The sequence below is a fragment of the Paenibacillus sp. FSL R5-0341 genome (assembly GCF_037975235.1).
GTDB classification, from domain to species: Bacteria; Bacillota; Bacilli; order Paenibacillales; family Paenibacillaceae; genus Paenibacillus; species Paenibacillus amylolyticus_A.
Genome location: NZ_CP150241.1, coordinates 1,670,448 through 1,696,805 on the forward strand (window position 1 = coordinate 1,670,448; position 26,358 = coordinate 1,696,805).

At 40.2% G+C, this 26,358-nt stretch carries 34 protein-coding genes and 1 pseudogene; 31 read left to right on the top strand and 4 right to left on the bottom strand.

Annotated features, from left to right (window positions below; genetic code table 11):
• The first annotated feature begins 6 nt into the window (after positions 1–6).
• The 5 genes from MKX75_RS07455 to MKX75_RS07475 all read left to right on the top strand — a co-directional run bounded on the left by MKX75_RS07455 (position 7) and on the right by MKX75_RS07475 (position 4,348).
• Positions 7–564, top strand: coding sequence for a GNAT family N-acetyltransferase (locus MKX75_RS07455; protein WP_339169083.1), 558 nt, complete (start codon positions 7–9; stop codon positions 562–564).
• A gap of 24 nt (positions 565–588) precedes the next feature.
• Positions 589–1,926: an LLM class flavin-dependent oxidoreductase gene (locus MKX75_RS07460; protein ID WP_339169084.1), complete on the top strand. Its 1,338-nt coding sequence runs from the start codon at positions 589–591 to the stop codon at positions 1,924–1,926.
• Between the two features lie 64 nt (positions 1,927–1,990).
• Positions 1,991–3,313 carry an LLM class flavin-dependent oxidoreductase gene (locus MKX75_RS07465; protein ID WP_339169085.1) on the top strand — a complete coding sequence of 441 codons (1,323 nt, stop codon included), beginning with the start codon at positions 1,991–1,993 and terminating at the stop codon, positions 3,311–3,313.
• Between the two features lie 164 nt (positions 3,314–3,477).
• Complete coding sequence (locus tag MKX75_RS07470) at positions 3,478–3,690, top strand: hypothetical protein (protein ID WP_339169086.1); 213 nt, start codon at positions 3,478–3,480, stop codon at positions 3,688–3,690.
• Between the two features lie 13 nt (positions 3,691–3,703).
• The gene (locus tag MKX75_RS07475) at positions 3,704–4,348 is read left to right on the top strand and encodes a DUF3885 domain-containing protein (RefSeq protein ID WP_339169088.1); all 645 of its coding nucleotides are present in this window, start codon (positions 3,704–3,706) and stop codon (positions 4,346–4,348) included.
• A 166-nt stretch (positions 4,349–4,514) separates the two neighbouring features.
• Here MKX75_RS07475 and MKX75_RS07480 read toward each other — a convergent pair whose 3' ends face one another.
• Positions 4,515–5,045, bottom strand: a complete 531-nt coding sequence (locus MKX75_RS07480; protein ID WP_076330088.1) for a hypothetical protein — start codon at positions 5,043–5,045, stop codon at positions 4,515–4,517.
• A 229-nt stretch (positions 5,046–5,274) separates the two neighbouring features.
• Here MKX75_RS07480 and MKX75_RS07485 point away from each other — a divergent pair, with 229 nt between their 5' ends.
• Positions 5,275–5,712: a hypothetical protein gene (locus tag MKX75_RS07485; protein WP_339169090.1), complete on the top strand. Its 438-nt coding sequence runs from the start codon at positions 5,275–5,277 to the stop codon at positions 5,710–5,712.
• Positions 5,713–5,804: 92 nt separating this feature from the next.
• Here MKX75_RS07485 and MKX75_RS07490 read toward each other — a convergent pair whose 3' ends face one another.
• On the bottom strand, positions 5,805–6,410 hold the full coding sequence (locus MKX75_RS07490; RefSeq protein ID WP_339169091.1) for a hypothetical protein: 606 nt from the start codon (positions 6,408–6,410) through the stop codon (positions 5,805–5,807).
• Positions 6,411–6,532: 122 nt separating this feature from the next.
• Here MKX75_RS07490 and MKX75_RS07495 point away from each other — a divergent pair, with 122 nt between their 5' ends.
• The 10 genes from MKX75_RS07495 (at position 6,533) to MKX75_RS07540 (ending at position 13,442) form a co-directional block, all read left to right on the top strand.
• Complete coding sequence (locus MKX75_RS07495; RefSeq protein WP_339169092.1) at positions 6,533–7,096, top strand: histidine phosphatase family protein; 564 nt, start codon at positions 6,533–6,535, stop codon at positions 7,094–7,096.
• A gap of 84 nt (positions 7,097–7,180) precedes the next feature.
• Entirely contained in the window at positions 7,181–7,531 is a 351-nt protein-coding gene (locus MKX75_RS07500) for a hypothetical protein (RefSeq protein WP_339169093.1), read from the top strand.
• A 34-nt stretch (positions 7,532–7,565) separates the two neighbouring features.
• The gene (locus tag MKX75_RS07505; RefSeq protein ID WP_339169095.1) at positions 7,566–7,865 is read left to right on the top strand and encodes a hypothetical protein; all 300 of its coding nucleotides are present in this window, start codon (positions 7,566–7,568) and stop codon (positions 7,863–7,865) included.
• Positions 7,866–7,898: 33 nt separating this feature from the next.
• Positions 7,899–8,294, top strand: coding sequence for a hypothetical protein (locus tag MKX75_RS07510; protein ID WP_339169096.1), 396 nt, complete (start codon positions 7,899–7,901; stop codon positions 8,292–8,294).
• A 92-nt stretch (positions 8,295–8,386) separates the two neighbouring features.
• On the top strand, positions 8,387–8,983 hold the full coding sequence (locus MKX75_RS07515; protein WP_339169097.1) for an AAA family ATPase: 597 nt from the start codon (positions 8,387–8,389) through the stop codon (positions 8,981–8,983).
• Positions 8,984–8,988: 5 nt separating this feature from the next.
• Positions 8,989–9,294 carry a hypothetical protein gene (locus MKX75_RS07520; protein ID WP_339169098.1) on the top strand — a complete coding sequence of 102 codons (306 nt, stop codon included), beginning with the start codon at positions 8,989–8,991 and terminating at the stop codon, positions 9,292–9,294.
• Between the two features lie 146 nt (positions 9,295–9,440).
• A complete protein-coding gene (locus MKX75_RS07525; protein ID WP_339169099.1) occupies positions 9,441–9,719 on the top strand; it encodes a hypothetical protein in 279 nt (92 codons plus the stop codon).
• A gap of 137 nt (positions 9,720–9,856) precedes the next feature.
• A complete protein-coding gene (locus tag MKX75_RS07530) occupies positions 9,857–10,897 on the top strand; it encodes an iron-siderophore ABC transporter substrate-binding protein (protein ID WP_339169101.1) in 1,041 nt (346 codons plus the stop codon).
• Position 10,898: 1 nt separating this feature from the next.
• Entirely contained in the window at positions 10,899–11,675 is a 777-nt protein-coding gene (locus tag MKX75_RS07535; RefSeq protein WP_339169102.1) for an IucA/IucC family C-terminal-domain containing protein, read from the top strand.
• Positions 11,676–11,720: 45 nt separating this feature from the next.
• Entirely contained in the window at positions 11,721–13,442 is a 1,722-nt protein-coding gene (locus tag MKX75_RS07540; protein ID WP_339169104.1) for a helix-turn-helix domain-containing protein, read from the top strand.
• Between the two features lie 436 nt (positions 13,443–13,878).
• Here MKX75_RS07540 and MKX75_RS07545 read toward each other — a convergent pair whose 3' ends face one another.
• Positions 13,879–14,322, bottom strand: coding sequence for a hypothetical protein (locus MKX75_RS07545; protein ID WP_139331811.1), 444 nt, complete (start codon positions 14,320–14,322; stop codon positions 13,879–13,881).
• An 86-nt stretch (positions 14,323–14,408) separates the two neighbouring features.
• The gene (locus MKX75_RS07550; protein ID WP_076330100.1) at positions 14,409–15,242 is read right to left on the bottom strand and encodes a hypothetical protein; all 834 of its coding nucleotides are present in this window, start codon (positions 15,240–15,242) and stop codon (positions 14,409–14,411) included.
• 284 nt (positions 15,243–15,526) lie between these two features.
• Here MKX75_RS07550 and MKX75_RS07555 point away from each other — a divergent pair.
• The 15 genes and pseudogenes from MKX75_RS07555 (at position 15,527) to MKX75_RS07625 (ending at position 26,350) form a co-directional block, all read left to right on the top strand.
• Positions 15,527–15,785 (top strand): annotated as a pseudogene (locus tag MKX75_RS07555) (hypothetical protein).
• A complete protein-coding gene (locus tag MKX75_RS07560; protein ID WP_254847780.1) occupies positions 15,769–15,999 on the top strand; it encodes a retroviral-like aspartic protease family protein in 231 nt (76 codons plus the stop codon). Before MKX75_RS07555 ends, MKX75_RS07560 begins: the two are co-directional and overlap by 17 nt.
• 183 nt (positions 16,000–16,182) lie before the next feature.
• Positions 16,183–16,593, top strand: coding sequence for a hypothetical protein (locus tag MKX75_RS07565; RefSeq protein ID WP_339169106.1), 411 nt, complete (start codon positions 16,183–16,185; stop codon positions 16,591–16,593).
• An 85-nt stretch (positions 16,594–16,678) separates the two neighbouring features.
• Positions 16,679–16,987 (top strand): hypothetical protein, encoded by a 309-nt coding sequence (locus MKX75_RS07570; protein WP_339169107.1) that lies wholly within the window; start codon positions 16,679–16,681, stop codon positions 16,985–16,987.
• Positions 16,988–17,008: 21 nt separating this feature from the next.
• Positions 17,009–17,506, top strand: coding sequence for an SRPBCC family protein (locus MKX75_RS07575; protein WP_339170397.1), 498 nt, complete (start codon positions 17,009–17,011; stop codon positions 17,504–17,506).
• A 77-nt stretch (positions 17,507–17,583) separates the two neighbouring features.
• Positions 17,584–17,913: a hypothetical protein gene (locus MKX75_RS07580; protein WP_339169109.1), complete on the top strand. Its 330-nt coding sequence runs from the start codon at positions 17,584–17,586 to the stop codon at positions 17,911–17,913.
• A 325-nt stretch (positions 17,914–18,238) separates the two neighbouring features.
• Positions 18,239–18,781, top strand: a complete 543-nt coding sequence (locus MKX75_RS07585) for a hypothetical protein (RefSeq protein ID WP_339169111.1) — start codon at positions 18,239–18,241, stop codon at positions 18,779–18,781.
• A gap of 424 nt (positions 18,782–19,205) precedes the next feature.
• Positions 19,206–19,598: a hypothetical protein gene (locus MKX75_RS07590; RefSeq protein WP_339169112.1), complete on the top strand. Its 393-nt coding sequence runs from the start codon at positions 19,206–19,208 to the stop codon at positions 19,596–19,598.
• A gap of 212 nt (positions 19,599–19,810) precedes the next feature.
• The gene (locus MKX75_RS07595; protein ID WP_339169114.1) at positions 19,811–20,095 is read left to right on the top strand and encodes a hypothetical protein; all 285 of its coding nucleotides are present in this window, start codon (positions 19,811–19,813) and stop codon (positions 20,093–20,095) included.
• Positions 20,096–21,036: 941 nt separating this feature from the next.
• Entirely contained in the window at positions 21,037–21,417 is a 381-nt protein-coding gene (locus tag MKX75_RS07600) for a hypothetical protein (RefSeq protein ID WP_175623636.1), read from the top strand.
• The gene (locus MKX75_RS07605; RefSeq protein ID WP_339169116.1) at positions 21,401–21,886 is read left to right on the top strand and encodes a hypothetical protein; all 486 of its coding nucleotides are present in this window, start codon (positions 21,401–21,403) and stop codon (positions 21,884–21,886) included. Before MKX75_RS07600 ends, MKX75_RS07605 begins: the two co-directional genes overlap by 17 nt.
• 47 nt (positions 21,887–21,933) lie before the next feature.
• The gene (locus MKX75_RS07610) at positions 21,934–22,389 is read left to right on the top strand and encodes a hypothetical protein (protein WP_339169118.1); all 456 of its coding nucleotides are present in this window, start codon (positions 21,934–21,936) and stop codon (positions 22,387–22,389) included.
• Positions 22,390–22,504: 115 nt separating this feature from the next.
• Positions 22,505–22,879 carry a hypothetical protein gene (locus tag MKX75_RS07615; protein WP_339169120.1) on the top strand — a complete coding sequence of 125 codons (375 nt, stop codon included), beginning with the start codon at positions 22,505–22,507 and terminating at the stop codon, positions 22,877–22,879.
• A 111-nt stretch (positions 22,880–22,990) separates the two neighbouring features.
• The gene (locus MKX75_RS07620; protein ID WP_339169121.1) at positions 22,991–24,796 is read left to right on the top strand and encodes a serine hydrolase domain-containing protein; all 1,806 of its coding nucleotides are present in this window, start codon (positions 22,991–22,993) and stop codon (positions 24,794–24,796) included.
• A 318-nt stretch (positions 24,797–25,114) separates the two neighbouring features.
• Positions 25,115–26,350 (top strand): WXG100 family type VII secretion target, encoded by a 1,236-nt coding sequence (locus MKX75_RS07625; protein WP_339169123.1) that lies wholly within the window; start codon positions 25,115–25,117, stop codon positions 26,348–26,350.
• Positions 26,351–26,358 lie beyond the last annotated feature (8 nt).

The window sequence follows — 26,358 nt, forward strand, 5'->3', positions numbered from 1 at the left end:
CAATCAATGGAAAGGCAACAACCGAATCCGAGCAATGACAGCCGGGAACTGATCATCAGAGAAGCGGCAGCCGATGACGTTCGCTTGCTCGAGGCCATCCTGTTTGAGGCGTACAGCCAATATGAACAAGAGCTTCCTCAGGATGTATGGCTGGCTTATAAAGCAAGCATTGTAGAAGCTATTAATAAATCGTCAACGATAGCCAAGCTTGTAGCAGAACTGGACGGAGAAGTTGTAGGCAGCGTGTTTGTGTATGCTTCATCCGAGACAGCATACGGTAATGCAGAGCTTGGCATCCATTCCCCGATTATCCGTTTGCTGGGCGTGACTGGTAAGGCGCGCGGCAGGGGTGTGGCTAGAGAGCTCATTCGAGCCAGCGCCAAACTAGCTAGAGAGCAAGGTGCGGATCTGTTGTACCTTCACTCCTCCGACATGATGGAGAAAGCGATCCGTCTCTACGAGCGGCTAGGCTTTGAACGAGCCCATGATAAGGAGTTTACAACAGGGAACACGCTGGTCAAAAGCTATCGCTTGCAGTTGGCTGACACTACACTGCTTCAATAAATGGATCAATGCGGGAGGGTGACCATGAGTAAAGCGAAACAGCTTAAATTAGGCAGCATTATTTTGGGTGTTGGTGGAACGATGTCCAGTTGGCGGCATCCCAGTGTGCCGGTGGATGCCAGCGTTAATCTTGAGTTTTACACACAGCAGGCCCAAACAGCGGAACGAGGCAAATTCGACCTTGTGTTTATTGCCGATGGGCTGTTTATCACTGAAAAATCCATTCCTCATTTTCTAAATCGTTTCGAGCCACTTACGATTTTGTCCGCGCTTGCGGCAGTAACCACCCGAATTGGGCTGGTTGGCACGCTATCCAGCTCGTATAGTGAACCCTTTAACGCGGCCCGTCAGTTTGCTTCTCTTGATCACATCAGTAAGGGGCGCGGAGGCTGGAATCTGGTCACATCGCCGTTAGAAGGCTCGGCAACAAACTATAGCAAAGAGTCGCATCCGACCCACGGGGAGCGTTACGAGATTGCCGAGGAGTTTTTGGACGTTGTGCGCGGCTTGTGGGACTCCTGGGAGACGGACGCCTTTGTGCGAAACAAGGAGACGGGCGTCTTTTTTGATCCTGCCAAGCTGCACCGTGTCAATCATGAAGGTAAGCATTTTAAGGTAGCGGGACCACTCAACATTGCACGTACGAAGCAGGGACAACCTGTAGTATTTCAGGCTGGCTCATCTGAGCCTGGTAAACAGCTTGCGGCGAAGGGTGCCGATGCAGTTTTTACAGGGCAAAACTCGATTGAGGACGCAAGAGCATTCTATGAGGATGTGAAGCGGCGTACCGTGGAGGAAGGACGCGCGGCAGATGATCTTTCCATTATGGTAGGCATTGTTCCGATTATTGGGAAAACCGACGAAGAGGCGGAGCAGAGATATCAGGAGGCTGCGAGACAGACTCCGATTGAGGAAGCGCTGGACGTGTTGGGCCGGTTTTTTGACCATCATGATTTTCACCAGTATGCACTGGATGAGCCATTCCCGGAGTTGGGTGATCTCGGTCAGAACTCGTTTCGTAGCGGCACGGACCGAATCAAAGCAAGAGCCCGCGAGCATGGACAGACTTTGCGGCAGGTTGCTCTTGAAGCGGTGGCCCCACGTTCTCCGTTCATCGGCTCGGCCGAGACGGTAGCGGATACGCTGCAGCATTGGTTCGAGACAAAAGCAGCCGACGGCTTCATCGTACACCCGATTACACCGGAGGATCTTAATATTTTTGTTGATGACGTCGTGCCGATTTTGCAGGAGCGCGGTGTGTTTCGCACGGAATATGAATTCGATACGCTACGGGGTCATCTGGGTTTGCCTGTGCCGGAAAATCGTTATGCAAAGCAGCCGACAGCAGCAGAAGCACTTTGAACAAAACGTTTGCAGATAGAACGGACATAAAAATGAGATTACATTAACTGAGAGGGGAACCGTAATGTCGAGAGAGGGTCAATTAAGGCTGGGAACATCACTGCACGGCGTCGGCTCCAGCGTTTCGGGCTGGAGACATCCCGAGCTGCCATCAGATGCAAGCATCAATATCGATTTTTACATCCAGCAGGCTAGACAGGCGGAGGCCGGCAAGCTTGATTTTGTATTTATTGCCGATGGCTTGCATATTACAGAGCAGTCTATCCCTCATTTTTTGAATCGTTTTGAGCCACTTACCGTCCTGTCTGCTCTTGCCGCATCGACCAGAGACATTGGATTGGCAGGAACACTCTCCACATCCTATAGCGAACCGTTTACGGTGGCTCGTCAGTTTGCATCCCTGGATCATCTCAGCGGCGGACGTGCAGCGTGGAATGTGGTGACTTCGCCATCGGAAGGTGTAGCAGACAACTTCAACAAGGGAGGCCACCCCGACCACGAAACCCGTTATCGTATGGCGGAAGAGTACGTGGAGGTAACACGGGGATTATGGGACTCCTGGGAAGACGATGCGTTGATTCGGGACAAGGAAAGCGGTGTGTTCTTTGATCCGGAGAAGCTGCACAAGCTGAATCATAAAGGCGAATTCTACGAGGTGGCCGGTCCGCTGAACATTGCGCGTTCGAAGCAGGGGCATCCCGTCATTTTCCAGGCAGGCGCGTCAGAATCAGGTCGGGATTTTGCTGCAAAAACGGCTGATGCTGTATTTGTGCACGGTCAATCGCTGGAGGAAGCCAAGGTGGTATACGATGATCTGAAGCAGCGCGCGCGCTCCTTCGGACGTAAGCCTGAAGACATACTGATTCTGCCGGGCATTGCACCGATTGTGGGACATACCGAAGAGGAAGCCCAGCGTAAATATGATGAGGTTCTCCATCTGGGCTCTGTTGATGATGCGGTTCAATATTTAAGTCGTTACTTTGATTATCATGATTTTACCCAATATGATCTGGATGAGCCTTTTCCGGATTTAGGCGATTTTGGTTCCAATGGCTTCCGAAGTTTTACGGATCAGATTAAGCGGGAAGCACGGGAGCAAGGATCGACACTGCGCGAAGTTGCGTTACATGTTGCACAGCCCCGATCCCCGTTTTTTGGCACACCTGAAACCATTGCCGATATGATGCAGCTATGGTTCGAGGAGGGGGCTGTGGACGGATTCATTATCCTGCCGACCGTACCGGATGGACTGGAAGCTTTTGTAGAGTTGGTCGTGCCTGTGTTGCAACAGCGTGGACTGTTCCGTACGGAATACGAGCATGATACGCTGCGGGGAAATCTGGGACTTTCGGTGCCTGTTAATCGATACATGAAGCAGGGTGGTTGAATTAGTAGGCAAGAAAAGTTGATTCATAGTATATCGATTATAAAAAGAAACCGTTTCTATCCAATGGTTGGGTGGTACATCCATTTCACCAAAGAACGGTTTCTTTTTTGTTTTGTCATTTGAGCGCGTTCGACAGAGATCGTCTATTCATTCATAATCTGTTAATGAATGATTTCTCCAGATTAAGTTTAACGGTCAATGGAATTAGAACGAATCAGGCTAGTAAACTGGCAACCATCTTTAAAGTGAATTTGGAGGCCTATTTGGCTGTTGAGGAAATCCCTGGTCACTTGGCGAACTATTATTTGGAAAAGAGCTTCAAACAAGATATGAAATGGAGAGCTAAAGAATTAATTAGATGTAATCCAAGAAAATAATGGAGGATACAGAATGGACCTGAAGACGTATCTCGCAGAGCATTTTCCAAACCTGACCTTAGAACCGCCGCTTTTTTATAATGGGGATGTTGGAATACGATTCGAACTTGGCAATTCTCTGATGTTTGGAATGAGTACGGAGTATTACATGGAACAAGTTTATCATCGATCACTTGAATTATTTAAGGCTCTTCATGATCAAGAAGATGAAGTCCTATTCATAACTCAAGCTTATTTGGGAGATAAGCCTAAACAAAAAGTGAAAAAATTGAACCTGTACAGAAAATATATTAAGAAGAAAAGGCCGATTAGAGCCTTGATCCTTGAGATATTTCCAGGTTTGGATTGTGAACCAGATGACATCCAAGACCCAAGAAACACCATGTATTGGTACTGGACTAAATGTAGAGTTAAGGACTTGAAATATAATCAGTTAATCAAAGCTATATGTAATCATGATGTTGGAATTAGGCCAAAGATTTATCATAGGGTGTATTTTATTAATATAAGTAAAAAAACGATATTTCATATCTATGATGATAGAGGTTGCGATGTTATTTCAGCAGCAAGGGAAGAACTAATGGGTATTTATAAAGAATATAACGATTGGATTCTAGATTATGATCGAGAGATAATTAACAATGTATTTCTAGGATAATACAGGAAAACCTGAAATTTAATTAATCACAATCCCTAATAATTGTGGAAAAGAAAAGAAGCCGAGAACCTATCCACCCGGCTTCTTGTAGTTGATTTTTTTTCAAAAAAAGTTGCAATAAGAAGATTCTCTCCACACCAAAGTGTGTTGTAAATTGTTAAGCGTATCACTGTTTTATTTTATCTAACGGTACGTTAATACTTGCTGACTCGATTGGAGTAATGATCGTTCCGTCTTGTTCAATCAGGGAAATCGATATTTCTATAGAGTCTTGATTATCCAAATCTATAGAGATTGATCTACGTTGAAACTCATCAAACAGGCCTTCTGTTTTAACAACGGTATCTTCTTCAAACAATTCAGCATTTTTATCATGAATTGTAACTTGGAAAATTCGATCTGGAATTTTTTTTGATTTATCCGGTTGATAGTCTCTTTTACTGTACCATAACCCAAATTGTAGTTTTTTTGAAGTAGGTAGGTAGTAGAGCTCTGTAAGATGTATATTTGGATTCTTTAAATCTTGATTCTGTTCTGTAAGCTGAATTGGTTGTTCATCGTTATTATATGGAGTATCCCATTGTAATGGCAATGTCGAACCCGTTTTGAGAGCAATTAGTTCCCTGTCAGCATACCAATAAATCCCTACTAGAATTACAATGACTGAAAAAAGTGAAATAATTAGTTTTCTTTTCACATAACATCCCTACCATCTTTAGTTAATAACCTAACTGTCCTACTCCGTGTATCCAAGATTTAAATAAATTTAGAATCCCATTGTAGTTATTAATTCCATTACTTGCAACTACAGTATTGGACATATCTAAAGCAGAAGTTTTCAGATGTGATCGCGCAGGGTTAATGTATTATTTGAAACACAGGTTTGGAAGAAACTTTACGAGTGTTCCGATGTAAGGAGTAAGGATATGATTAAAAAAGAAAAGAAGTTTATCATTGCTATGATTGTACTTGCTGTAGTTGTATTAGGAGCTATATGGTACCTAAAAGTAGGCTATTTATTAAAGAAACCGGAGATGCCCGAAGCAAATATTGCAATTCAGGCCCAAATGGTGGATGGTGGTGCGATCAGTTTACGAAATGCTGATTACACCGAAAATCAAATCAAGGTTGGATATGAAGTGAGAGGGTTCAGTTTGGAGGAATATAATATTGCTTGTGAGCTTTATCATGACGGACATTTGATTTCAACTTCTGGCTCAACAGGTGGAGGTTTGATAGAACTGGACGAAAAGCATTATTACTTCATTGGTTATGAGAATATAACTGAAATGAATCTTCCTGAATCTATACATCTAAACGTGGAGATTAAAGTGATACCCAAGATTTTAGAAAAAAATCGATAACTTCAACATTTGACGTAAGTCTTGATAAAGAAGTGCAATAGATTTAAGAGGGCAGCTATGTCCGCAAAGATCACCGTTGTATGATGAAAGCCTCAATTTAAAAGGTACTTCTTCATGACAGATTTACGAAATGTCGCGTAATTGGATAACGCTTGAGAAGTGGAGGATTGAGGTACACTATATTGACTTATCCCTTCAAGGCTGAATTTGCCTAAGTTATCATTGATTAATCCATAATCACCAAAGGAGTTTTTCATCAAGAAAAGCACACTTTTATCACCCTTCTGCAGTTCTACATAGTCATCAGCTGTATATTTAACGTCTCCATCCAGGCTAACGGGCTCGATGATCGTTAATTCGTTCTGATCTGAAGGGAAACCTTCAGGTTTCTTTAATATCTTTTCAATCTTGATGTTCGTATTGGTGTGAAAGGATTGCATAGTCCCATCATCAAATGCAGTAATGACATGTTCTCGATCTCTAAAGTCTTCTATGGCATAGCCAATGACGATCAGTTCAGCAAACGCATCGAGCTTATCTATTTCATGAAAAGTTAAGGAATTGCCCGAAAGGTTGACGACTTTATGAATGGGCTCCCCCGGTTTCGATTGACCATTCATATATGCTAATGTACCAATGGAGACAGCTAGGACTATCAATACAGAGGTTAGTACAATTTTATTTTTGAAAAAAGACATGATCTCATCCTCTCATTGAATTTGAGTTCTTTGCAAGAATTTTGCTGTATTTCTACTATACACATATCTGAAAATTATTGTAAATTTAATTGTATAAGTCAGAAGAATTGAAGGAGAATCCTATGAAGACCATTGTGTATATGGTTAGGCATGCGGAGTCACCGTACACGGAAGGAACGGAAAGGACCAGAGGACTTACCTTGGAGGGCAAGGTGAACGCAGCTAAAATAACAGAAATGTTAAAAGACGAAGGAATACATACTATTATCTCAAGTCCATATGCCCGAGCTGTCCTAACCTTGGAGGGGTTGGCAACAGTGTTGGACATCAGTATTCAGATCATGGAGGATCTGCGAGAAAGACATTTTTCAGATGATATGATTACAGATGAAGAGTTCGAGCCTGCCTCGGAGAGAATGTTTGATGACCCTGATTATGCATTGCCAGGAGGCGAGTCGAACACGATTTGCCAGAATAGAGCAGTGGACGTGTTAAAACATATTTTAGAAGAATATAAGGGTGAAAAAGTAGTTATTGGCACCCATGGACATGTTATGACATTGATGATGAATTACTTTGATTCGAGTTACGGATTGGATTTTATGAACCAAACCAAGAAACCGGACATCTATCAATTAGAATTCAACGAGATGGAATTGGAGAATGTGACAAGGCTCTGGAAATGATATATAAGAACACTTGTACGCATTCGTGGATACAGCTAGAATATAGATATCTTTGATTATGAAAATATGGAAGGGAAGATTCCAATGACATTACATAACTTATTTCATGAGAAACCAACCCAATTATGGAACGAAAGAATGATTGAAGGCGGAGATGAGCTTTTTACAGAAGAGAGATTACTCATGTCTGATAAAGCTTTGGATCACTTTTTAAACCAATTAATCGCATTACAAGAAAAGAAAGATTCCGAGCAGATATTAAAGGCTGTAGAAGAAGTGGTGGTTGCCTTTAATGAAATGAATGAGGCCAATGATTATTTCATTGAAACGATGGAACGTGAAGAATTGGCTGATTTTATCGAGAAGGCAGCTAGGCAAGCTGGATTACAGATTGAAGGGCATGAAGATATTACGGAAGAATGGAGAGAATGGTAGTTTAATTAGACTGAGAAAGTTGAGGAAATATACCATGGACCCACAAGCATATGGTCGCTATTTATTAGAGATGGGCGGAGAAGAATTCAAGCCAGCGGACGATGAGCAGGTTGAGGCAGACCATCTGTACGGATTTTTTCAGTGGTTTATGCCATCAGGGGCAGGGGTTGAACGTTTGTTTGAGCCGATTCCAGACGGTCAGCGTTATCTGGACAGAATACGTCCGATCTATGAGATACTGAATCCGGAGGACTTTACAGGTGAATACGTGCCAGGTTATTTCAACGGTGGAAATGAGGAGGCTTCTGAGGCGACGTTGCGTGATCTGGGGTAGAAGTTAATCGGAGGATTGAAGAGCCTATTCTCCATGGTGACAGAGGATGACGAAGTAGCGGACGCCGCTAAGGAAGCATTACAAGATTTGGCATGTCTGACGGAGGTCGTTGTGCTGGCAGCAGGGGAGATTAACAAGTTAGAGCAAAGAGCGATTCTAGGCATGGATGAAGAAGATAACGAGTCCGTTTACGAAGCACTTGGAGAGCTTCTCAGCTCACGCAAAGATTACAACGAAGCTGTCGAAATATTGAGCGAAGCTTATTATTCCATCGCTTGCGATTATTGGGTAGCCTATTACTTACAGTGGCCCCGCTACCGAGGTTTGCAAGAAGCGAAAGACTGTCTGTTTCCTTACTTTGAGTTATATCGTTATGGCTATAACCTTCATTGGACTCAAAATAAGCTATTCATCGGCAGTCGCTCATGAGTATAGAAGATCATGTACAACACATGTAACAAGCGATCATTGAGAAATACAAGTCGTAGTTAATGCCAATTTTATAGAGAAGGGTGATAGATATGGAACGAGGACTCATTATATTTTTGAACGGAACGTCAAGTTCGGGGAAGACGAGCATCGCGATGGAAATGAAAAATCAGGGAGAGGTTCCGTTTCACCATCTATCTGTAGATCAATTCCTGCATAATTATGATCAGTTTATCGACAATACATATCCAGATATGAAACCAACAAGAGAAGTGGAACACCATGTGATGACAGATATCCTGTTCGACCCCATCAATTCGTTGTACTGTGCAACCATTAAGCTGTTTTCGGAAATGGGTTTGAATGTCATCGTGGATACGGTCATCAGCAATGACAAGTGGTTTAATGATTTTTATGAGTTGCTTTCGGATTATCCGATATTGTTTGTAGGTGTGCATTGCTCGAAAGAAGAACTCACCAGAAGAGAGCAGAGCAGGGGAGATCGCGCGATTGGACTGGCCCATTCCCAGTTCGACTACATCTACTCCTATGATGAATATGATCTGGAAGTGAACACGGAAGAGCTTAGTTCAGCTGCATGTGCGGAAAAGATATTAAGTTATATGAATTCCGATCAGGAATACTCGGTATTTAAGAAGTTAAGCAGAAGAGAGGTAAAAACATCGTAAAAGAAATGAATTCAAGACCAAGGCTGGTAAGCTGGCGTTTTGATGATGAGGTTAGGTCGGATCATCCGGAAGAATGGAATTGGATAGAGATCACGATGGTCTTTACAGATGGTTCCAGACGATGGAGCATCTTATATACACCAGAACGTTTGCTAAATAACTTGTCTCGACCGGACATAGACCCACCAGGTCTTCATATGAAGCAACTCATTGTTGTTAGAAGTTATGAAATGCATGACATTGAGAGAGTGCTGAACGTTTTTGATGAAGAAGATAAATTGATCGAGGCCTCAAGGGAATATCCAGAGTAGCTTCGAAATGATGAGTTCTATATTAGATGTGTTAATACATGTTTTATGTCTTGAAAAGAAGATTGGAAGGTTGTCTGATCTCTATGGAGTAGAGGAGGACCTTCCTTTTTGTTTTTAAAACTTTGGTGGACAAGGGGGAGAACGTTATGAATCCTGAAGATCATATTCAACACATGTTACAGGCGATCATTGAAAAAACACAATCCATCATCAACGATACTGGTAAACAATCCTTCGGCTCTTTGGCGTATTTCTTGGAGCACATGATAGCCTACCGGGATGAACAGCAATACATGTCTAACGAGTGGCATATCCGCACACCGCGCTGGCTAGGAGAATATGGAAATACGCCGGAGGAAGAAGAGCTTCTTTCAGACATCTACCAATTGCAAGCGTACATTGTAGAAAAGTTAAAGGGCGGATAAGCGGCTCGCGATGTCGCATTAGTCCGGCTGAAATGTCGCAAAAGTACATGGTAACACGATACGGAGATCGTATATACTCTCTTTATGTTTCGATAATGAAAATCATTATCACCAGTATACATAAGGGGGATTTACAAATGAAACAAGGAACAAAGGGGCAAACGGCTGGTAACAAAGCCTACACTGCTCACAAATCACGATTACTCATGGGCTTGATGATGGCCCTTATTCTAGTCCTGACGGCTTGCGGTGCCGCAACAGGTACAGATAGCGGTAAGCAATCTGCGGCAACGCCAGCGGAGACACCTGCGAATGCGGAAACGCAGACGGACGGAGCTTTTCCCGTAACGATCAAGGGTATGAAGGGTGACATCACTCTAAACGAAAAACCACAGAAAATTGCAGTCCTGGATGTTAAGTTTCTGGATCAAATGTTAGCCGTTGGCGAGAAGCCAGCAGGTAGTGTTATCGCTGGAGGTAACACTGATTTTCCAGAATACTTAGGCGATCAACCGAGTGATGTACAGGTTCTGGGTACACGGGATGAGCCTAACCTGGAAGCGATTGTTGCACTCGACCCGGATCTGATCATCATGACCGACTTTCAGGAGAAACAGTATGAGAGTGTAAGCAAAATTGCACCTACCCTGGTACTCGACTTCTACGAAGACTGGCGTGATACGTTAGCTACGGTTGCCCAAATTACAGACAAGCAGGACGAGGCAGAGAAAGTGCGTACAGCGTATGAAGAGAAAATCGCCGGGCTGAAAGCACAATTGTCAGAGAAACTTGGCGATGAAACAGTGGCGATCATTCGTCCACGAAAAGAAGGAATTCGTGTTCACGGGATTGATCATCGCATTGGTGGTATTATGTACAATGACTTGGGGCTAAAAATGCCTGCTCTGGTACAAGAGATTAATGAAGATGGTTCCGTAGAAATCTCGATGGAAAAAGTGCCTGACATTGGGGCAGATCGTTATTTTGTGCTGTCGGATGAGCTGTTTGCAGCAGAGGCAGAGGCAATGTTGACTAATCCAGTGTGGAAGTCCCTCGATGCTGTGAAAAATAACCTCACGTATGATGTAAACTCAACTCTTTGGATCGCTTATTACGGACCGCTTGCGATTAATCTGATTGTAGATCAGGCATCGGAAGCCCTGCTCGGATCGAACTAATATGAACCCATATCTCTCGACAGACTTATGGAAAGAGACGGTAGAGGATCATTCGATTTTGCTTGGTGAGCCGCCTGAACATAGTGTCCGTACCATTGCTTTGAGTGAGTTGCATGACGAAGAGGCGTGTCGAGAGTATATCAGCTGGTTTCAGAACTATATCGATGCGCCTGACATGAAAGTGGCAGCCTCCATGTTAGCCAAGCGGCTTGGTTATCTATGGACGACTCCGCTGGTGACTGCAATGACGTTTCATCATCAGCATGTAACCTTTCAGCTGGAGAACAGCTTTCTCTATCATCCGGCGCTCTCAGATCATGAGGGCGGCACACGATTTCCTTTTCTAGCGGTGAATGGGCTTCAGGCTGAAGAACTGACTGGAGACAGGATCGTATGGCGGGAAAAGGCTGTCCAGAGCATGTTTGCGGTAGAGCTGACACCTCTGTTAAAAACACTTGCTGCGATTGCACCTCTTTCGATGAGTATTCTCTGGGAGAATATCATGGTACGGATCGGCCGACTATTCGCTCCTGATGAAGCCGAGACAGAGCAGGAAAGTAAGATCATTCGAGAGGACTTTTCCTATCTGACGCAGGTGGCATCCGGGGAAGTGTTTGGTGAGAGGAAGAATCCGTTAACCCGCTTCACCGAGTGTAAGGACAATGTGCATGTTGCCAAAAGCGAGCGAATTACCTGCTGTTTCTATTACCAGATGTCAGGCGAATATTGTCTCAAATGTCCGAAAATTGACAATGAGAAAGAATCTCAACTAAAATGACAACAGCAAGAATTTTACCTTTGCGATTGTCAGGAGATGAGAGAAATGCCGCTGCAAGAACAGACAAGTCTATGGAGTGATACAACGATCAAGATGCTTGACGGGTATAGCGGTACTTTGCAGACAGGCAGCGTTTTACACGAAACGGATTTAACTTCAAATGTGCTGCTGTTGGCATATGGAGGCGAAGGGGAGCTTGCAATGGATGGCGAGGGTTGCCACATTGGAGCTTCTTTTGCCTGTCATGTGGTGAAGGGAGCATCCTTTATGCTGACGGCCAGATCAGACGAACTTTATTATATCGTGATCATGTACGAGGCTTCTTCCATGGAAGGAGCCTCCCATGCCATGCCCTCGTATCGCAAACATCCGCTGCAAAATTCGTTTATTCAGAACCCCGTGACTCAGGCAGAATGGATCCAGAATACGGAAAAAATCGTTGCCAAATGGCGTCGTGGCGAAGGACTTGAACGGTTTCATGCCCATGCGTTGCTCCAGGGGATGATCTATGAACTGATCATGGAGTATGAACGTGGTCAAGGCGGATCAGAGTCCGACATGGTGGATGTAGTCGTGTCATATATATCATCGCATTATCGCCAGAATCTGGAGCTTAAGGAGCTGGCAGCTCTTGCCGGTTGCAGCGTAAGGCAGTTACAGCGACGATTCAAACAAGAGAAGCAGCTTGGACCGATGGAGTACGTCATCCAGCTACGGATGGAAAATGCATCGCGGATGCTGCATCATACGGATGCGTCCATTGGAGAAATTGCTGAAAAGATGGGATATCGCGACATGTATTATTTCAGTAGGGCATTTAAGAAATATTATGGCGTCCCTCCGCTGCGTTATCGGCTTGATGCCGCTAAGGAAACAGATGCAAATTATGCTCAATCCTTGCTGCGGAATCGCATGGCTTCTTCGTACGAGTCGGACCAAGTCCCAGTGATATGCCATATGCGAGGTGAATATCCTGTCACCCGTTCTCCGCAACGTATAGCCGTACTTGATGTGCAATATGCGGATCATTTGCTTGCGCTTGGATTATCTCCAGCGGGAAGTGTGGGATTGGGAAGTGGAACGTTCCATTTCCCGCAATATATCAGGGCAGGACTTCAGGGTACCGAGATACTCGGAACATATGAGTACCCTGATCTGCTTGCGGTAGAACGATTGTCACCGGATCTGATTATTTGCACCGAGGTACATGATCAGTACTATGAACGGTTAAGCCGGATTGCTCCAGTTCTTATGTTTAAGCGCAATGAGAGCTGGCAGACCATTCTTAGCCTGTTCGGTGAATTAACTGGTAAGCGAGCAGAGGCCAAACGTATACTTGCGGATTATCACCGACGAACCACATTGTTATCAGAGGAACTTGCTCCAGTACTGGCAGGTAAGAGCGTGGCACTGATTCGTCCACTGGATTCTCTGGTTCGCGTACATTCTGCTTCGCATCGTACAGGTGCTGTGCTGTACCGTGATCTGGGTCTGCCTGTCCCGTTATTTGTAGCAGATACCACCGACACGGCCTATCATATTTCAGTTGAGAGACTACCGGCTGTGCAGGCGAGCCACTACTTTCTGCTTAGCAATGAGATCATGCAGGAGGGCATATCCGCGACCGAGCAACGTGTCTGGGGGATGCTTGATACGGATGAGCGACAGCAAATACACTCCGTAGATGCCGCGACATGGATCGGTTGTTATGGACCAACAGGCATCAATGGCATTGTGGATCAGATTGCACAGGCTTTGTTGACTTGAGCAGGTAGCTGCTGGCGCTAGCCCATTTTGCAGCGAAAGACGGTACGTTCTACCTTTTAAAAAGTGGATAGGTTCCAAAAGCAACGGAAGGTCGTCGGATTCCCTATGGGATGAAGAAGGCCTTTTTTTAAAAATGATGGTTCCTTACTTGCATTCTTTACAACACTATGCATATTCAGTATTCAAAACCCACAGGGAAGTATGGACTTGGGAGATTAAGTTTCTTGATTTATTTAGAGAGACATCCGTTAACATCATATTCATGTTGCGCAGTCTTGTATTCGCACGTATGCATGGTATAAAGCCTAAGAATGTGCAAAAAAAAAAAAATCGGCGAACCGATTCTTAAAAGTAATTTTCATTCTTACGGCGTAAAAAAACAATTTTCAATTGATAGCAGAATCTACGTCAATTTAACTGAGTAGCTAAGCTTAACTCAATCTTGCACTTCATGATAATTACCAGTCCATGGATCAAAAACGTATGAATTTACTTCTGAATTTTTTTCCACAGAAAACATATAACCTTTTTTAATTTCATTATATTCATCTTCTATTAAAGTATTTTTCTGCTTATTAACCACATAAGGTTCTTCTAAATTCTGAGTGACCTTATCTACTGCACTTTCATACGTGTATTGAGGAAGTGTGGTTACTGCATAGATTGGAATAAATATCAAAAAGAGTGTTTGTAAAAAAAATGCTATTTCTCTACGCTTTTTACTTAGTTGAACTTTTAAGAAATAACTCAACACTATGAAAAAGACTAACGCTCCAATAAAAGGAAACAAATCTAAAATATTATTGTAACGATATTGTAAAAAAATCAAAAAAGACATTTCTATCAGAGAAGCAATAATTATTAGTTTTCTATACATCATATCTCCTTTGAATAAGTAGTTGAAGCCAACATCAATGACATCAACTTATCTTAAATATATATTGAGTGGACTATTTTGACATAGCCTTAGTTAAGAAGCCAAGCATTATAGGCTCCGATTATGCAAAGATCAGTATTACTTCTTCCTTCGCCTTCAACTCTAATTGGTACCCATGCAACTTTTCCGTTCTTTGTATTAATCACTTTAGCATCTACGATCGTTCGCTTACTGCGCAAGCCAATCTTTCCGTTAGATCTCACTTCCAAGTCCTGTGCAGCAAATCTTCCATAAACTTGACCAGTAATAGCTTTGGTGATCTTATCAGCAACAATAGTTGAGCCAAGCGCTACGAGAATAGCTGTAATTATACCACCTGAACTAACTGTGAGAAGACCCAAAATCACACCTACTATGATTGAAACTTTAGTTCCTGAATCATAATTAAGATTATAAGTTTCTCCAAAAGTGATTTTTTCTTGTTTATATAAATAACCCCATTGCTTCACATTTGGATTAGAATTGTATGCTGAATCTACAAACGTCCAATTACTAGCAGCACTAGTAGCAAAAGATTCTTTGTTGCTAATCATCGGATCTGGAGCAATTTTTTCAATATAGTCACTCTCATTAGAATATTCTACTTTACCATCATTATCAATTGTCATCATATCTCTTGTTTCTTTGTTTTTAATTGTTTGAGATTCTTTTTCGCCATTTACATAAGAAGTTACAATATATTCTTTGTCTGTTTCTTCAATTGAAACTTCCAATGTACTTCCATCCTCAGTAGGGATAACATATGTACCCGATTCATTAGTTGTACTAGTAGTGTTGCTAAATCCACTAGCCCCTGCAACTTGAACGCTTAAAATACCAATAATTAGAAGACAAGACAACAATGATGTAAATAATTTTCTCATACGAACACTCCTTTTAATAATATACTTTTAAAACGTTTTCTATCCAATCATTTCCTAATATAATATATAATATCATTTAATGTAAATTATTATCTTTTCACCATGAGTTGTTTTCAAAGAAGGTCCGACATCCTTCCAAGTGAATTTGGTGTATAAATTAAGTAAAGATGTATCTCCTCTATCTTTGCCTCGAAGGGAATGTTATGAGGAACGATTTTTGAACTCAGATGTATATGTTAAAATGATAGAAAGTTTTTAAAATTCGAATAACAGGGGTAAAACACATGAAATGGCAGGAAGTGAGAGAACTGTTCCCTGACCAATTTGTTCTGGTTTCTATTCTTCAATATCATGAGGAAACAAAAAAGTCGTGGATGAGGTTACACCAATTCGTACTGTATCCGAACAAAAGTGAATAAAGAGTTTTTTCGAGTAGAGCCTGGTAATATTGTATATCATACGTCGAATCAAGACTTTGTAATTCATCCCCGTAAAGATCTATTAATGAGAGTGAGACGTAATACGAATGAAAATCAACTATGATGGACAGCTAATTACAACGTCACTTACCATTACATTTAGAGGAAGAACACTGAAAGTAGACGATGTTATTATAGACACTGGATCTTCACATACGATCATTAGTCCTGATGTTTTAGAGGAAATCGCAGTGACTTACGAAACTGGGGATTCAATTTTTGAAGCATACGGGATAGGAGGGAGTATTCCTTTCTACACCAAAATGATGGACATGTAATAGGCACAAACTGCATTGAGAATATAGAGATCGATGTAGGCATATTGCCTAAAGATCATAAAGGTCTTCTCGGGTTGGATATTCTGAAATAACAACAGTTTATTATTAACTTGAAGAGATTAGAGTTACATAAGTGAATTTTGAAATAAAGGCTATGGTGAAATCTACTTAGAAGGAGAGACTATGAACGAAAAAGCTAAAGGAAAATTAAAAAAGCAATTCCTACTCATCGTTTTATTTATTTTTATAATTGGAATCCAACTAATTACCAACAACTTAGTGAATCATCCCCTTGTATGGACAACTGCGATGTCAACTTTTAGCTTTATTATACTTTGTATATTCGGCCTTCTAACTTACCTTGATCTCAAGAAACAAGAGCAGTTCATAACGGTCGGACAAATTGTAGATGTGAAGAAGAATAAAAATATCATTATAGTCAAAGGATTGGGACGAGGTAATAGCAAAGTTTTAATCAAAGATAGTCCTATTCTGAATATGATGCAGCCAAATGACCTGATTGAAATCACGAGATTAAAATATACAAAAATGATAACGAAAAAAGTGTATAAGGACCAAGAGATACAACTTTGAGCAAGTGGTGGAAGAGTTGTAGTACTTTACATAAAAATAGAGGATGAATTTTGATATACGTCTAAGGTAGAAGGAGAGAATGTAAATGAACAACATAAACTCTCATAATTGTAACTTAAATATAAGGTATGATCTGCCTGATGAAGTGTGGAATAAAGTTTCTAAAGTATATGAGAGTATGCCAGGTTGGATTGGTTATAAAAGTGGAATTCCATATTGGTTTGGAACTGAAGAGGATGATGTCTTCATTGAAGCATCCGTTGAGCCTAGTGGATTATCATTTTATGCACAGATGGATAAAACTGATTGGAATGCTTGGATAGAAACATTTAAGTTGGAAGCGACAAAAGTGTTGGGTTTTGATGTTGGTGAACCTGAAGATGGATATGTGTGATGAAAGAAGGAGGATCTAATGATGAATGAATATGGTACATTACATGAGTCAAACGGTCGGTATGTTTTGAGGTTTGAACGATCTTTTCATCAAAATCCAGAAGATGTTTTCCTTATGATCACGAAGCCTAGTTCCTTCGCCCAATGGTATCCTTTCGCAACAGGAGAGATGGAACTCAGACTGGGTGGCAAGATTGCCTTTGATGATGGTGAAGGAACGACATATGAGGGGACTATTACTGAGCTAGAGAAGCCATATGTATTTGGTTTCCGTGAAGTTGATGATCTGGTTAACATTTCATTGAAGGCAGAAGATAAAGGCTGTCGAATGATCTTTACCCATACGTTTAACGATGATTCATGGGCAATAAATACCGCCGCAGGATGGCATAGGTGTCTGGATGTATTGGTGCAGATCATCAATGGTAAGCCCATTCAGTGGCAAGATAACTCAACTGAGCTGCGTAAAATCTATAGTGAAGCATTTAAGTTGGAGGATCTAAACCATAAAATGATCTAAAAAGGATAAAAGAAAAAATGATAAACTCTATTAGCATTGATGAGCGGAATGGGACCACATTTAATGAAGAGATCGTTATGAACCCTACATGGGCAGACAGTTTACGTTTTTTGAAAAAACTCGATGGAGATAAATTTACATTAGTTTTTTTTGAGGTATCTGACACAGGTTCAGCAATAGTTGGAGGCGGACCGGAATATTTTGTAGTGTCTGTTACAATGGATGAACATATATATACGCTTATGAACGATAAGCGGGGGAATAGTGAAATTTCTCTAGTTATCGGTGGTCAGTTAGGAAACTATTGCGATAACATTTGTATAGAATTAATACCCATGCTGGAAGTGCTAAAGTATTTTTATGAAACTGGTAAACTACACGAATCACATCAATGGAAGCAAGAATAATATTGACTTTGAAAGTAACTTGAAGGAAAGATTGGCTTCATCTAACATTAAATTCAACATATTCGGTTGAAAATGCATTTCTAAGGAGCAGATTCACCGGGGAGAGTAACGGATGCAGAACAATTGCCAGAAAAGTCAGAAACATCACACTGTATTTTTATGTAGATCATAAAGTAATTGATAATTTTTCGTGAACAAATTGTAGCGCTTTGTTTATATGAAATGAATTGGCTTGGTTTTACTGAAGAACAAATCAAGAGCAAGACCGATAACTTGGAAAACGAAAAATCATCTCAGCAAGTAATACTCAACAAAGGAACGTTATATGAATTCCAGAAAACTATACATCCATGAAATGAGTGATTTTATGAATATACAAGATTTAAGGGATTGGTCGGATAAGCACAATGCAAGAAACCGGGCAATAGAGGCTTTTTGGCATAACTTAGAAACCTATAGAGTTGAAGATCCTGAGGAGTTTACAGAGTTATTTTGGGATTACGACCAAAAGTATTTGAAAATTTGGATAGAGGATATATCACTCCATATCAAGAGTCTGGAATACCTGGATCCAAGTAATAAAGAGCTTGAATATATTGAAGTGAAGGTCAGAATTGAATATCGAGCAAATCATATAGGCTATTACAGAATAATTTTCGGTATAGACGGCCAGGTTGAAGATGATTATTTTATTTCGGAATGGACTGGATTAAGACTGTATCAAACAAGGAACTTGTTAGAAGATATGAGGGAAGAGATCGAAAACGACCTGATCAATGGGGAAATAAAAGAAAAAGAAGCTATGAAATTAATGAGTATCATAGAAGAGAAGAAAGAAAAAATTCGAAACAGCTATGCTGAGTCGTGAGCATAGGAAACGTTATTAATATCATAACGGGAGAGCTTAGCTCAGCCGAAGGTGCAGAAAAAATAATAGATCTTTTTACCTCTCGCACCTTGAGTCGTCATTAGGAAGATTTTTTTCAATTATTTAAATTACTCTCGATATCTCCTTGAGGAAGGTCGACCGATTCCCTGTGGGATGAAGAAGGGCCTGCCTTGTTTGTTTTTTGTCATCACAAAAGAAAGGTTCCTCTGATTCACTGCATATTCACATCCCATACAACCCAACATATATTGAGCGTATTAAAAACCTTTGGACCATATGGACATGTGAGATTAAGCATTCTAACTATTATCCCATTTTAACCAAATTTTTCTTCGTAAATATCACTACATAGGTTATCATATGCGTAGTCCAAATATTACGATGATTATGTAGTATTTTCGAAGTGAATGAATTAGATGTTATAAGAAAAACTAGGAAAATATATAACCATGAAAATCAAAGGATGAAAGAATTGAATAAGAATACATATCTTGTCAATATAGCTTATCTAATTGACTTGACTGACGAAGAATATAAAGAATTCGATGGGGAATTGACTCCTATACTAGAGAATGAAATTACTATAAGGAGAGATTTGAAATTACATTGGGAGAGCAGTTCCTCTGTATTGCTCAATCCAGAAGCAATGAATTGCGGAAGATGCGCAAAATGTAATTCATGGGCAACTGATAGAGACAAACCAAATCATGTTGATGAACTAAATAACGGAGCAGTTGTTAAAGGGAAATTACTTTGTGATGAGTGTTTGCCAGAGGAGCATAGGTGGGCTTTCTAGATAATGGATAATGTGAGTATTTTCAGAAATCAGTACCGTTTGATAACAACATGTTCACGCTTTGGGTCATTCGGTCCACGGTCCGGCAGGAGCAAAATGAGGGTTCGGAGAGTTATTTGGCAGCGGCAGGGAAGCAAAATTAGTGGGACTTCTTGAACACAAGAACGTTATGTGTAATTGCTGAAAGATAAGAATGAATATTCAAACAAAGGATGAAAGTGATGGACAGTTTAATTGAATTAATTTTTGAACCGGTATTTAACCGACTTGTATTTAAAATTAAACAATTGAAAGCTCAAGTAATATATGGAACATATTCAAAGAAGAATAATTGGATAAATGGAAACTTGAATAATAAAACGTATAAGGAAATAATCTTAAGTGACGAGAATCTCTTAAACTTATTTTTAAATAAAGAATACAGAAATAATAATTTAAAGGATGAAGAAACACGGATAGTCTATATTGAAAACATCAAAAAAGCGATACAGAAATAAATAATTATTTTGATCATAAAACAAGAAGCATCAGCAGCGCACAACATAATAATCATGCATCAGGGTATTCTCCCGTCGGTCCCAGAAGCGGGTTCAAAGAGCTGGTTGCTGTGTAACACTTCTGACTACGACAAACGTTCTGAATGCAGGAACGCTATGTGCAATTGTAGAGTTGGAGTAGGAGAGTCCAGTGGTGGAGAGGAAATTCAAAAGTCATTTTTTATTTCTACTGTCAGTTCCATTTGTAGTATTAGAGGTTTTACTTTTATTAAAATATCCTAACACCGGGTTAGGCAGGATTATAAGCTTGCCCATGACCTTTTTGGTGAATGGTATGATTATTCTGATCTTATCCAGTTTAGTTTATTATTTGCTTAAATACACCAGATTTAAAGTTGTTGGGTGAGTTATTCTAGGATTAACAATATGTTTAACTCTTATCGTAACAGTATGGTTGTATCCGCAGGATTCATCCAAACATATTTCAAAAACTATAGTAGAAGATATCAAGAGTTTATGGAGTAAATAAGGAATTTAATTGTGAAACAGACAAAATCAATTTACTAAGATATTGGATGTGACTGTATGAATCATGAACTATTCAATAAAATCAATGGATATTTAGAAGGGGTAAGTAATTTAATTACTCACTTCGGAGGATGTTATGGGCACGAATATCAGTTTATAAAAATTGATTCGCCAATAGAACGAGCTATAGAACTTCATAATACTAATAGTAATTTAAATGGAAAGATGAGTTTGATTGGGAACAGATTTATTTTTCGCTAGGTGATGAAGTATTTATCTTAGATATATATCAGTGGGGTTAACGGACAACTTTGCACTTCTCAGTCTGTCGAGTCATCGCCGTTGGTATGTAATAAGCGTTAAAGGAAATTAACAAGTCAAAAAAATAAAATAATGATAACTTGTGAGGCATTATGAAATTAATAAAATTAAAGGGCACTAAAACTGAAGAAGATATAAGAAGAGAATTAGTAGGATCGCATGAGTCATTATTTAATGATGAAATAAGATCAGGTTTGCTTTCAGTTATTAAGAGGTTTTTTCCACAAATGAAAACTGCCTATATTTTGTTCTGGATACCTGAACAAGGGGAAGATATTTTTTCGTTGCTGATTAATAACGATAGAATTGCAAAAGTAGAAATCGATCGCTACGACCCAGATATTGAACCTATAATTGAAAGCAAACAACTAGACAATACCTATTTAAAAGGACTTAGGAAATATACACGGATTAGACTAGCGATCGCACTTGAACTTGCAAACACGGATCTTAAAAATGAAGAAAAAAATTAAAGGAGTTTCCGAATTGAAGAATCAAAAGCGTTTAATGATTTTACTATTTCTTTTAACAATACTCGCCCTAAGTGGATGTATTTCATACAGTGTGAAGACAGATAAAATTGTTGAGGACGGGTTGATAATAAACTCAAGTTCATTTGGACTGGGAGAGAGCGAAGAAGATGTAGGTATTACAGTTGTAACATACAATTTCACTCTTCGAAATAGAACCAATAAATCAATAATGTTAGAAACAGTTGAACCGATCTTGAGTAAGGATATTCAGGAGCGATTAATTGATAGGGACATTAAATTGGACATAAATGAGAAAGTTGATGGTAATAGCTCGGAAGAACTGACAGGTACTTTTAAATTAGATACTAAAGGGCTGGATAAAGAAGGAATAATCAATTTAAACATTAATGTTAACGAATTTAATATAGCATTTGAACAAGTCATAGGAATGAATGAAGTAAATAACTAATTTGAGATAACTTTAAGAAAATATATCTAACAAAGAGGTGTATCTTTATGGAAAGAAAAAAAGATGATTACAATCAGATGAGTGTAATTCCAGAGCACCATAGCCCTGTTCGACATATGCTTAATGAAGTAAATGGACTACCGAACAGTCAATTTATAGACAGTTTTAAGAAAGCTCTGGATACTCCAGATGCATATGTAATTATGGAAGGTGATGATGGAGGACAAATCTATTTGTCTTGCCCTATGAAACTAGTAAAATGCAGTGAAGAGACATTACATACTCTGTTAAAAGATTTAGATACCATTGCATGGGACTGTAATGAGGGAGAAGGCCAAGGACTATTTTACGAAAAACTCTTTCCTGGTGATGGGATTAGTGGAGGTATGGGGGGAGGAGATGTTGAGGAAGGACTATGGATTCATGAAGAATTTATAGATTTACAATTATATGATGAAATTCATGAAGTCATATTAGGCAATAAAGAAAGAATAACAAAGTAATAGAATTAATGAATCTTAAGGGCCTTCAACATCGGATAACAAAGTGTTAATGTTGTGGATTGGCAAACTGTTGAAATACTTCATACGGTGTTAAGCAAAATATGCGAGGTGAGTTATGGGCGTAAGAAAAAAATATAAACGTAAAATCGTTCGCTTCAATCGATTATTTTATTGGTATGTTGAACCTGATATTGACGATGAAGGGATAATCAAATTACATATCATTTCTGAGGATAAGAAGTTAATCGTCACTTATGAAGTGGGACAACACAGTAATAAGAACAAGCCCCCATATATAGTCATCATCGGAGAAGAATTCGAAGGCTGGACAACAGAATATATAGGATACAGAAGAGTACTAACACCGAAATGGAGCGATGAGATCATCACGCCAAAATGGATAGGTGAAATTATTGATTGGTGTCTCTTGAAAGATAAAGAAATAAACATCGTTAATTGGAAAGGAGAACTTCTCCGACCTCTCTCCTAAAAAGAGTGTAATTGCATTTGAGAATAATTTAGAGTCATGTGGACTTTTTTGAAAACGCATACGTGAAAACAAGAGATGAAATTAACATTTCACATAAAAGGAGAGAAGCTAATGCAGATGAATCGTGGACATCATACGGTAAACAAAGTAATCGCTTGTGTTCTGTCATTCATATTTATCATTATGGCAATAGCGGTACCTGCCCACGCTGAAGAGAAACAGGTGGAGACTACACCATCCAGAATTCCTTTATCCAAGTTAGAGGAAACGATTGATGCTTATGTTGCCTCGTATGAGAAGTATACCGCTGCCGTTTCGGTTGTGGCTATTAAAGATGGTGAAACCATTGTGAATAAGGCATATGGTTACGCAGATATTGAGAATCAGCGAAAGGCGGATACCTCCACTGTTTTTGAATGGGCTTCCATCTCTAAACTGCTGGTCTATACAAGTGTGATGCAGCTTGTCGAACAAGGAAAGCTTGATTTGGATACGGATATCCAAGAATATCTGCCAGAGGGGTTTTTCAAAAAGCTGAAATATGATGAGCCGATTACCCTAATGAACCTGATGCATCACAATGCCGGTTGGGAAGATCAAACAGCGGCCGAGGTGTTTTATTACTCGGAGGATGAAACGTTAGAATTAGGAGAAACACTGCGTAAAAATGAGCCGAAACAGATCTATAAACCGAATAGCGTTGTCGGTTATTCAAACTATGGAGTTGGACTAGCCGGTTACATCGTGGAAGTGGTAAGTGGCCAACCTTATTATGAATATGTTAATCAACATATTTTTGAACCTCTTCATATGAACGACACTACGGTTCATCCAACAGGGCAAGATCGTCCAGACCTTGTGCAAAGAAGGAATGAGATTGAAGGGTATACAAAAGATTTGAAACTGATCCCTGAGAACAGAGTATACGTTACGTTTTATCCTACAGGGGCAGCGATTGGGACAGCAGAAGATTTAGGCAAATTCCTTGCAGCGTTAATTCCTGTAGATGATAGCAATGTATTATTTAAGAACAGGGATACGTTAAACGAAATGTTGTCAACAAGTCTATATTATGAAGGTACTTCTACTCCGCGATTTGCGCATGGGTTCGTTGAGATGGAATACTGGGTGCCTACACTGATGCACGAAGGGAATTTGAAAGGATTCTCAAGTAAACTTGTCTTTGATCCCGAATCTAAATTTGGGATGGTGGTCATGACAAATCAATCCTTTGAGGAAATTTATTATTACGGACTTACTAAAGAGATTTTCGGTGATAACGTCAATTCTAATAGAGTTACTTCGGAGGGGGGAGGGTATTTTCAACCCGCACGACGGGCAGCCGCTAGATTTACTAATTTATTTACGTTTCTTGATATAACGAAATATACAAAAGCTGATTTAGCAAAGTCTTATAATGTTGTCGAGCATAATGGTATTGTTGAGAAAATTTCAGTCACTCCTTACATTGATTACTTGCCTGTATCGAATGTAAAGGTAAACTTGATTAAGATATCTCTTATTCCGGTTGCACTAGCCATCATTTTCAGTTTAATTGCTTTGATCGGCTATTTAATCCGGATGCTTATTAACAAACTACGTAAACGAGGAAATCCTACCACCAATTTTAATAAATATCATCTTGCAATTAACTTTGCAGGTATGGCACTCCTTCTTAATCTTTTCATCATACAGAAGAAGATTAGTTTTCCAAATTATCCTGGTTATTCTTCGATACGGATCAATTTAATGTTTAATCTACTTTATGTGGTTCTAGCAGTGGCGTATCTTGGCTTGCTTATGTACAAACTGCGGAAGAGCAGTTACAGCAAAAAGCAAAAGGTGATGTACATCATGTCTGGTATCTCGGCTGCTATCTTGGCTGCTTTTATTGTGGGATGGAATTTGTATGTTTAGAAGGGCAGAAGCTAAATATAGATATTTCAAACATTACAAAGGCTTGCGGATGACTCCTATATATAAGTGATATTAAGTGAGGTCAATTACAAAGACATAAAGGCAGCAGTTCCTTATCGGGACCTGCTGTCTTTAAATTAGTTGGACAAGTATATAAACAAAGTCAAAGGTAACAACAAAAATGATCAGGGCTCTAGTTTAGATCTCTCACTGGCTTATTGCTACAGGTATTTGACACAGTTAATAAATGAACGGTAAAATCCAGATATTCCCTGAATTCAGAAACTAAATATTTCTTTAGTAGGTGTGAGGTATTCTATGACGAGAATTATGGTTACGCCAGAGCAACTTTTCGCAATTAGTAAACAGTTCTCTACAGCTTATACTACTCTTCAACACATGAATGAAAGTCTTCTGCGAAGTATGACTGATATTGAAGCGAACTGGGATGGGAGTACTAGAGAAAGGTTCTACTATGATTTCAAGAAGTCACAGATTGTTATGACTGAAGTTGTCACACTTATGAGTTCAATATCAACTGTGTTACATAACCATGGAGAACGATTTCTCCAAGCTGATCACGGGTCGGAAGGGCAAGTAGACATAAACTGTTTACCACCACCACCGAATGCTTGTGGCCCACAGGAAGGTGTAGACGATCGGAATGCAGTTGAGAAGTCTGTAGATAGTTTAAAAGAGCTAGGACAAGCATTTATACAATCGGCAGATGACCGATATCAGAAGAGATATGATAGTGTAGGCGGATTTCTGGATTACTGGACATTTGGTATTCCAAGTGGACTCGTAAACGGGTATGTTGATCGAGCTGACAAAGCTTTAGAGTCGCCTCAAGACACACTGAACTGGTTGACATTTGGAGTCCATGGAACGATTAGGGAAGCCGTTTTGCCTACAAATGCTTGGTCAAGTGAACATTGGGCAAGTATACTTGGTACAGGTGGTATGGTATTAGGGGTAAGCTCTGTTTTCAAACCAAAGCTGCATATCGATACCCCTGTTAAATATGAGGGCGCAGTGGATTTTAGACAGATTTTAAGTGACGGACAACGCAATGAGCTTCCGCTGACGGATAACCAAAAGATTGAGATAAAGAGTTACTTGAACAAGCTTGATTTCCCCGAAGAAAATATCTTAATCGCACAACCTGGTTATTATGATACCTGGAATACAGGCATGATGTATAATCGCTTGGTCATCAATACGGATGTCTTACCAGCAGCAGCCCCGGGAGTAGGGACTTTGAGTGCGAATACACGCATTTCAATGAATGCTACACTAGCTCACGAGATTATTGGGCACTATGAGGCTTCTATCGCAGGCAGATCGTTCCCACTTTATGATCTTCCTCCTGAAGTCATCAAAAGAAACTATGCTCTTGATGAGGCTCAGGCAAGTATCCGGGCAGCAAGGTTTGCTCCTGAACTCAATTCTACTGAACGGTATGCTTTATTGAGAGATGCGATGGTTAGACTTCGTAATGCCGATCTCAGAGTGCGAGATGTGAAAGGCGAGCTATTCATAGATCAGAGATAAGGAGGCCA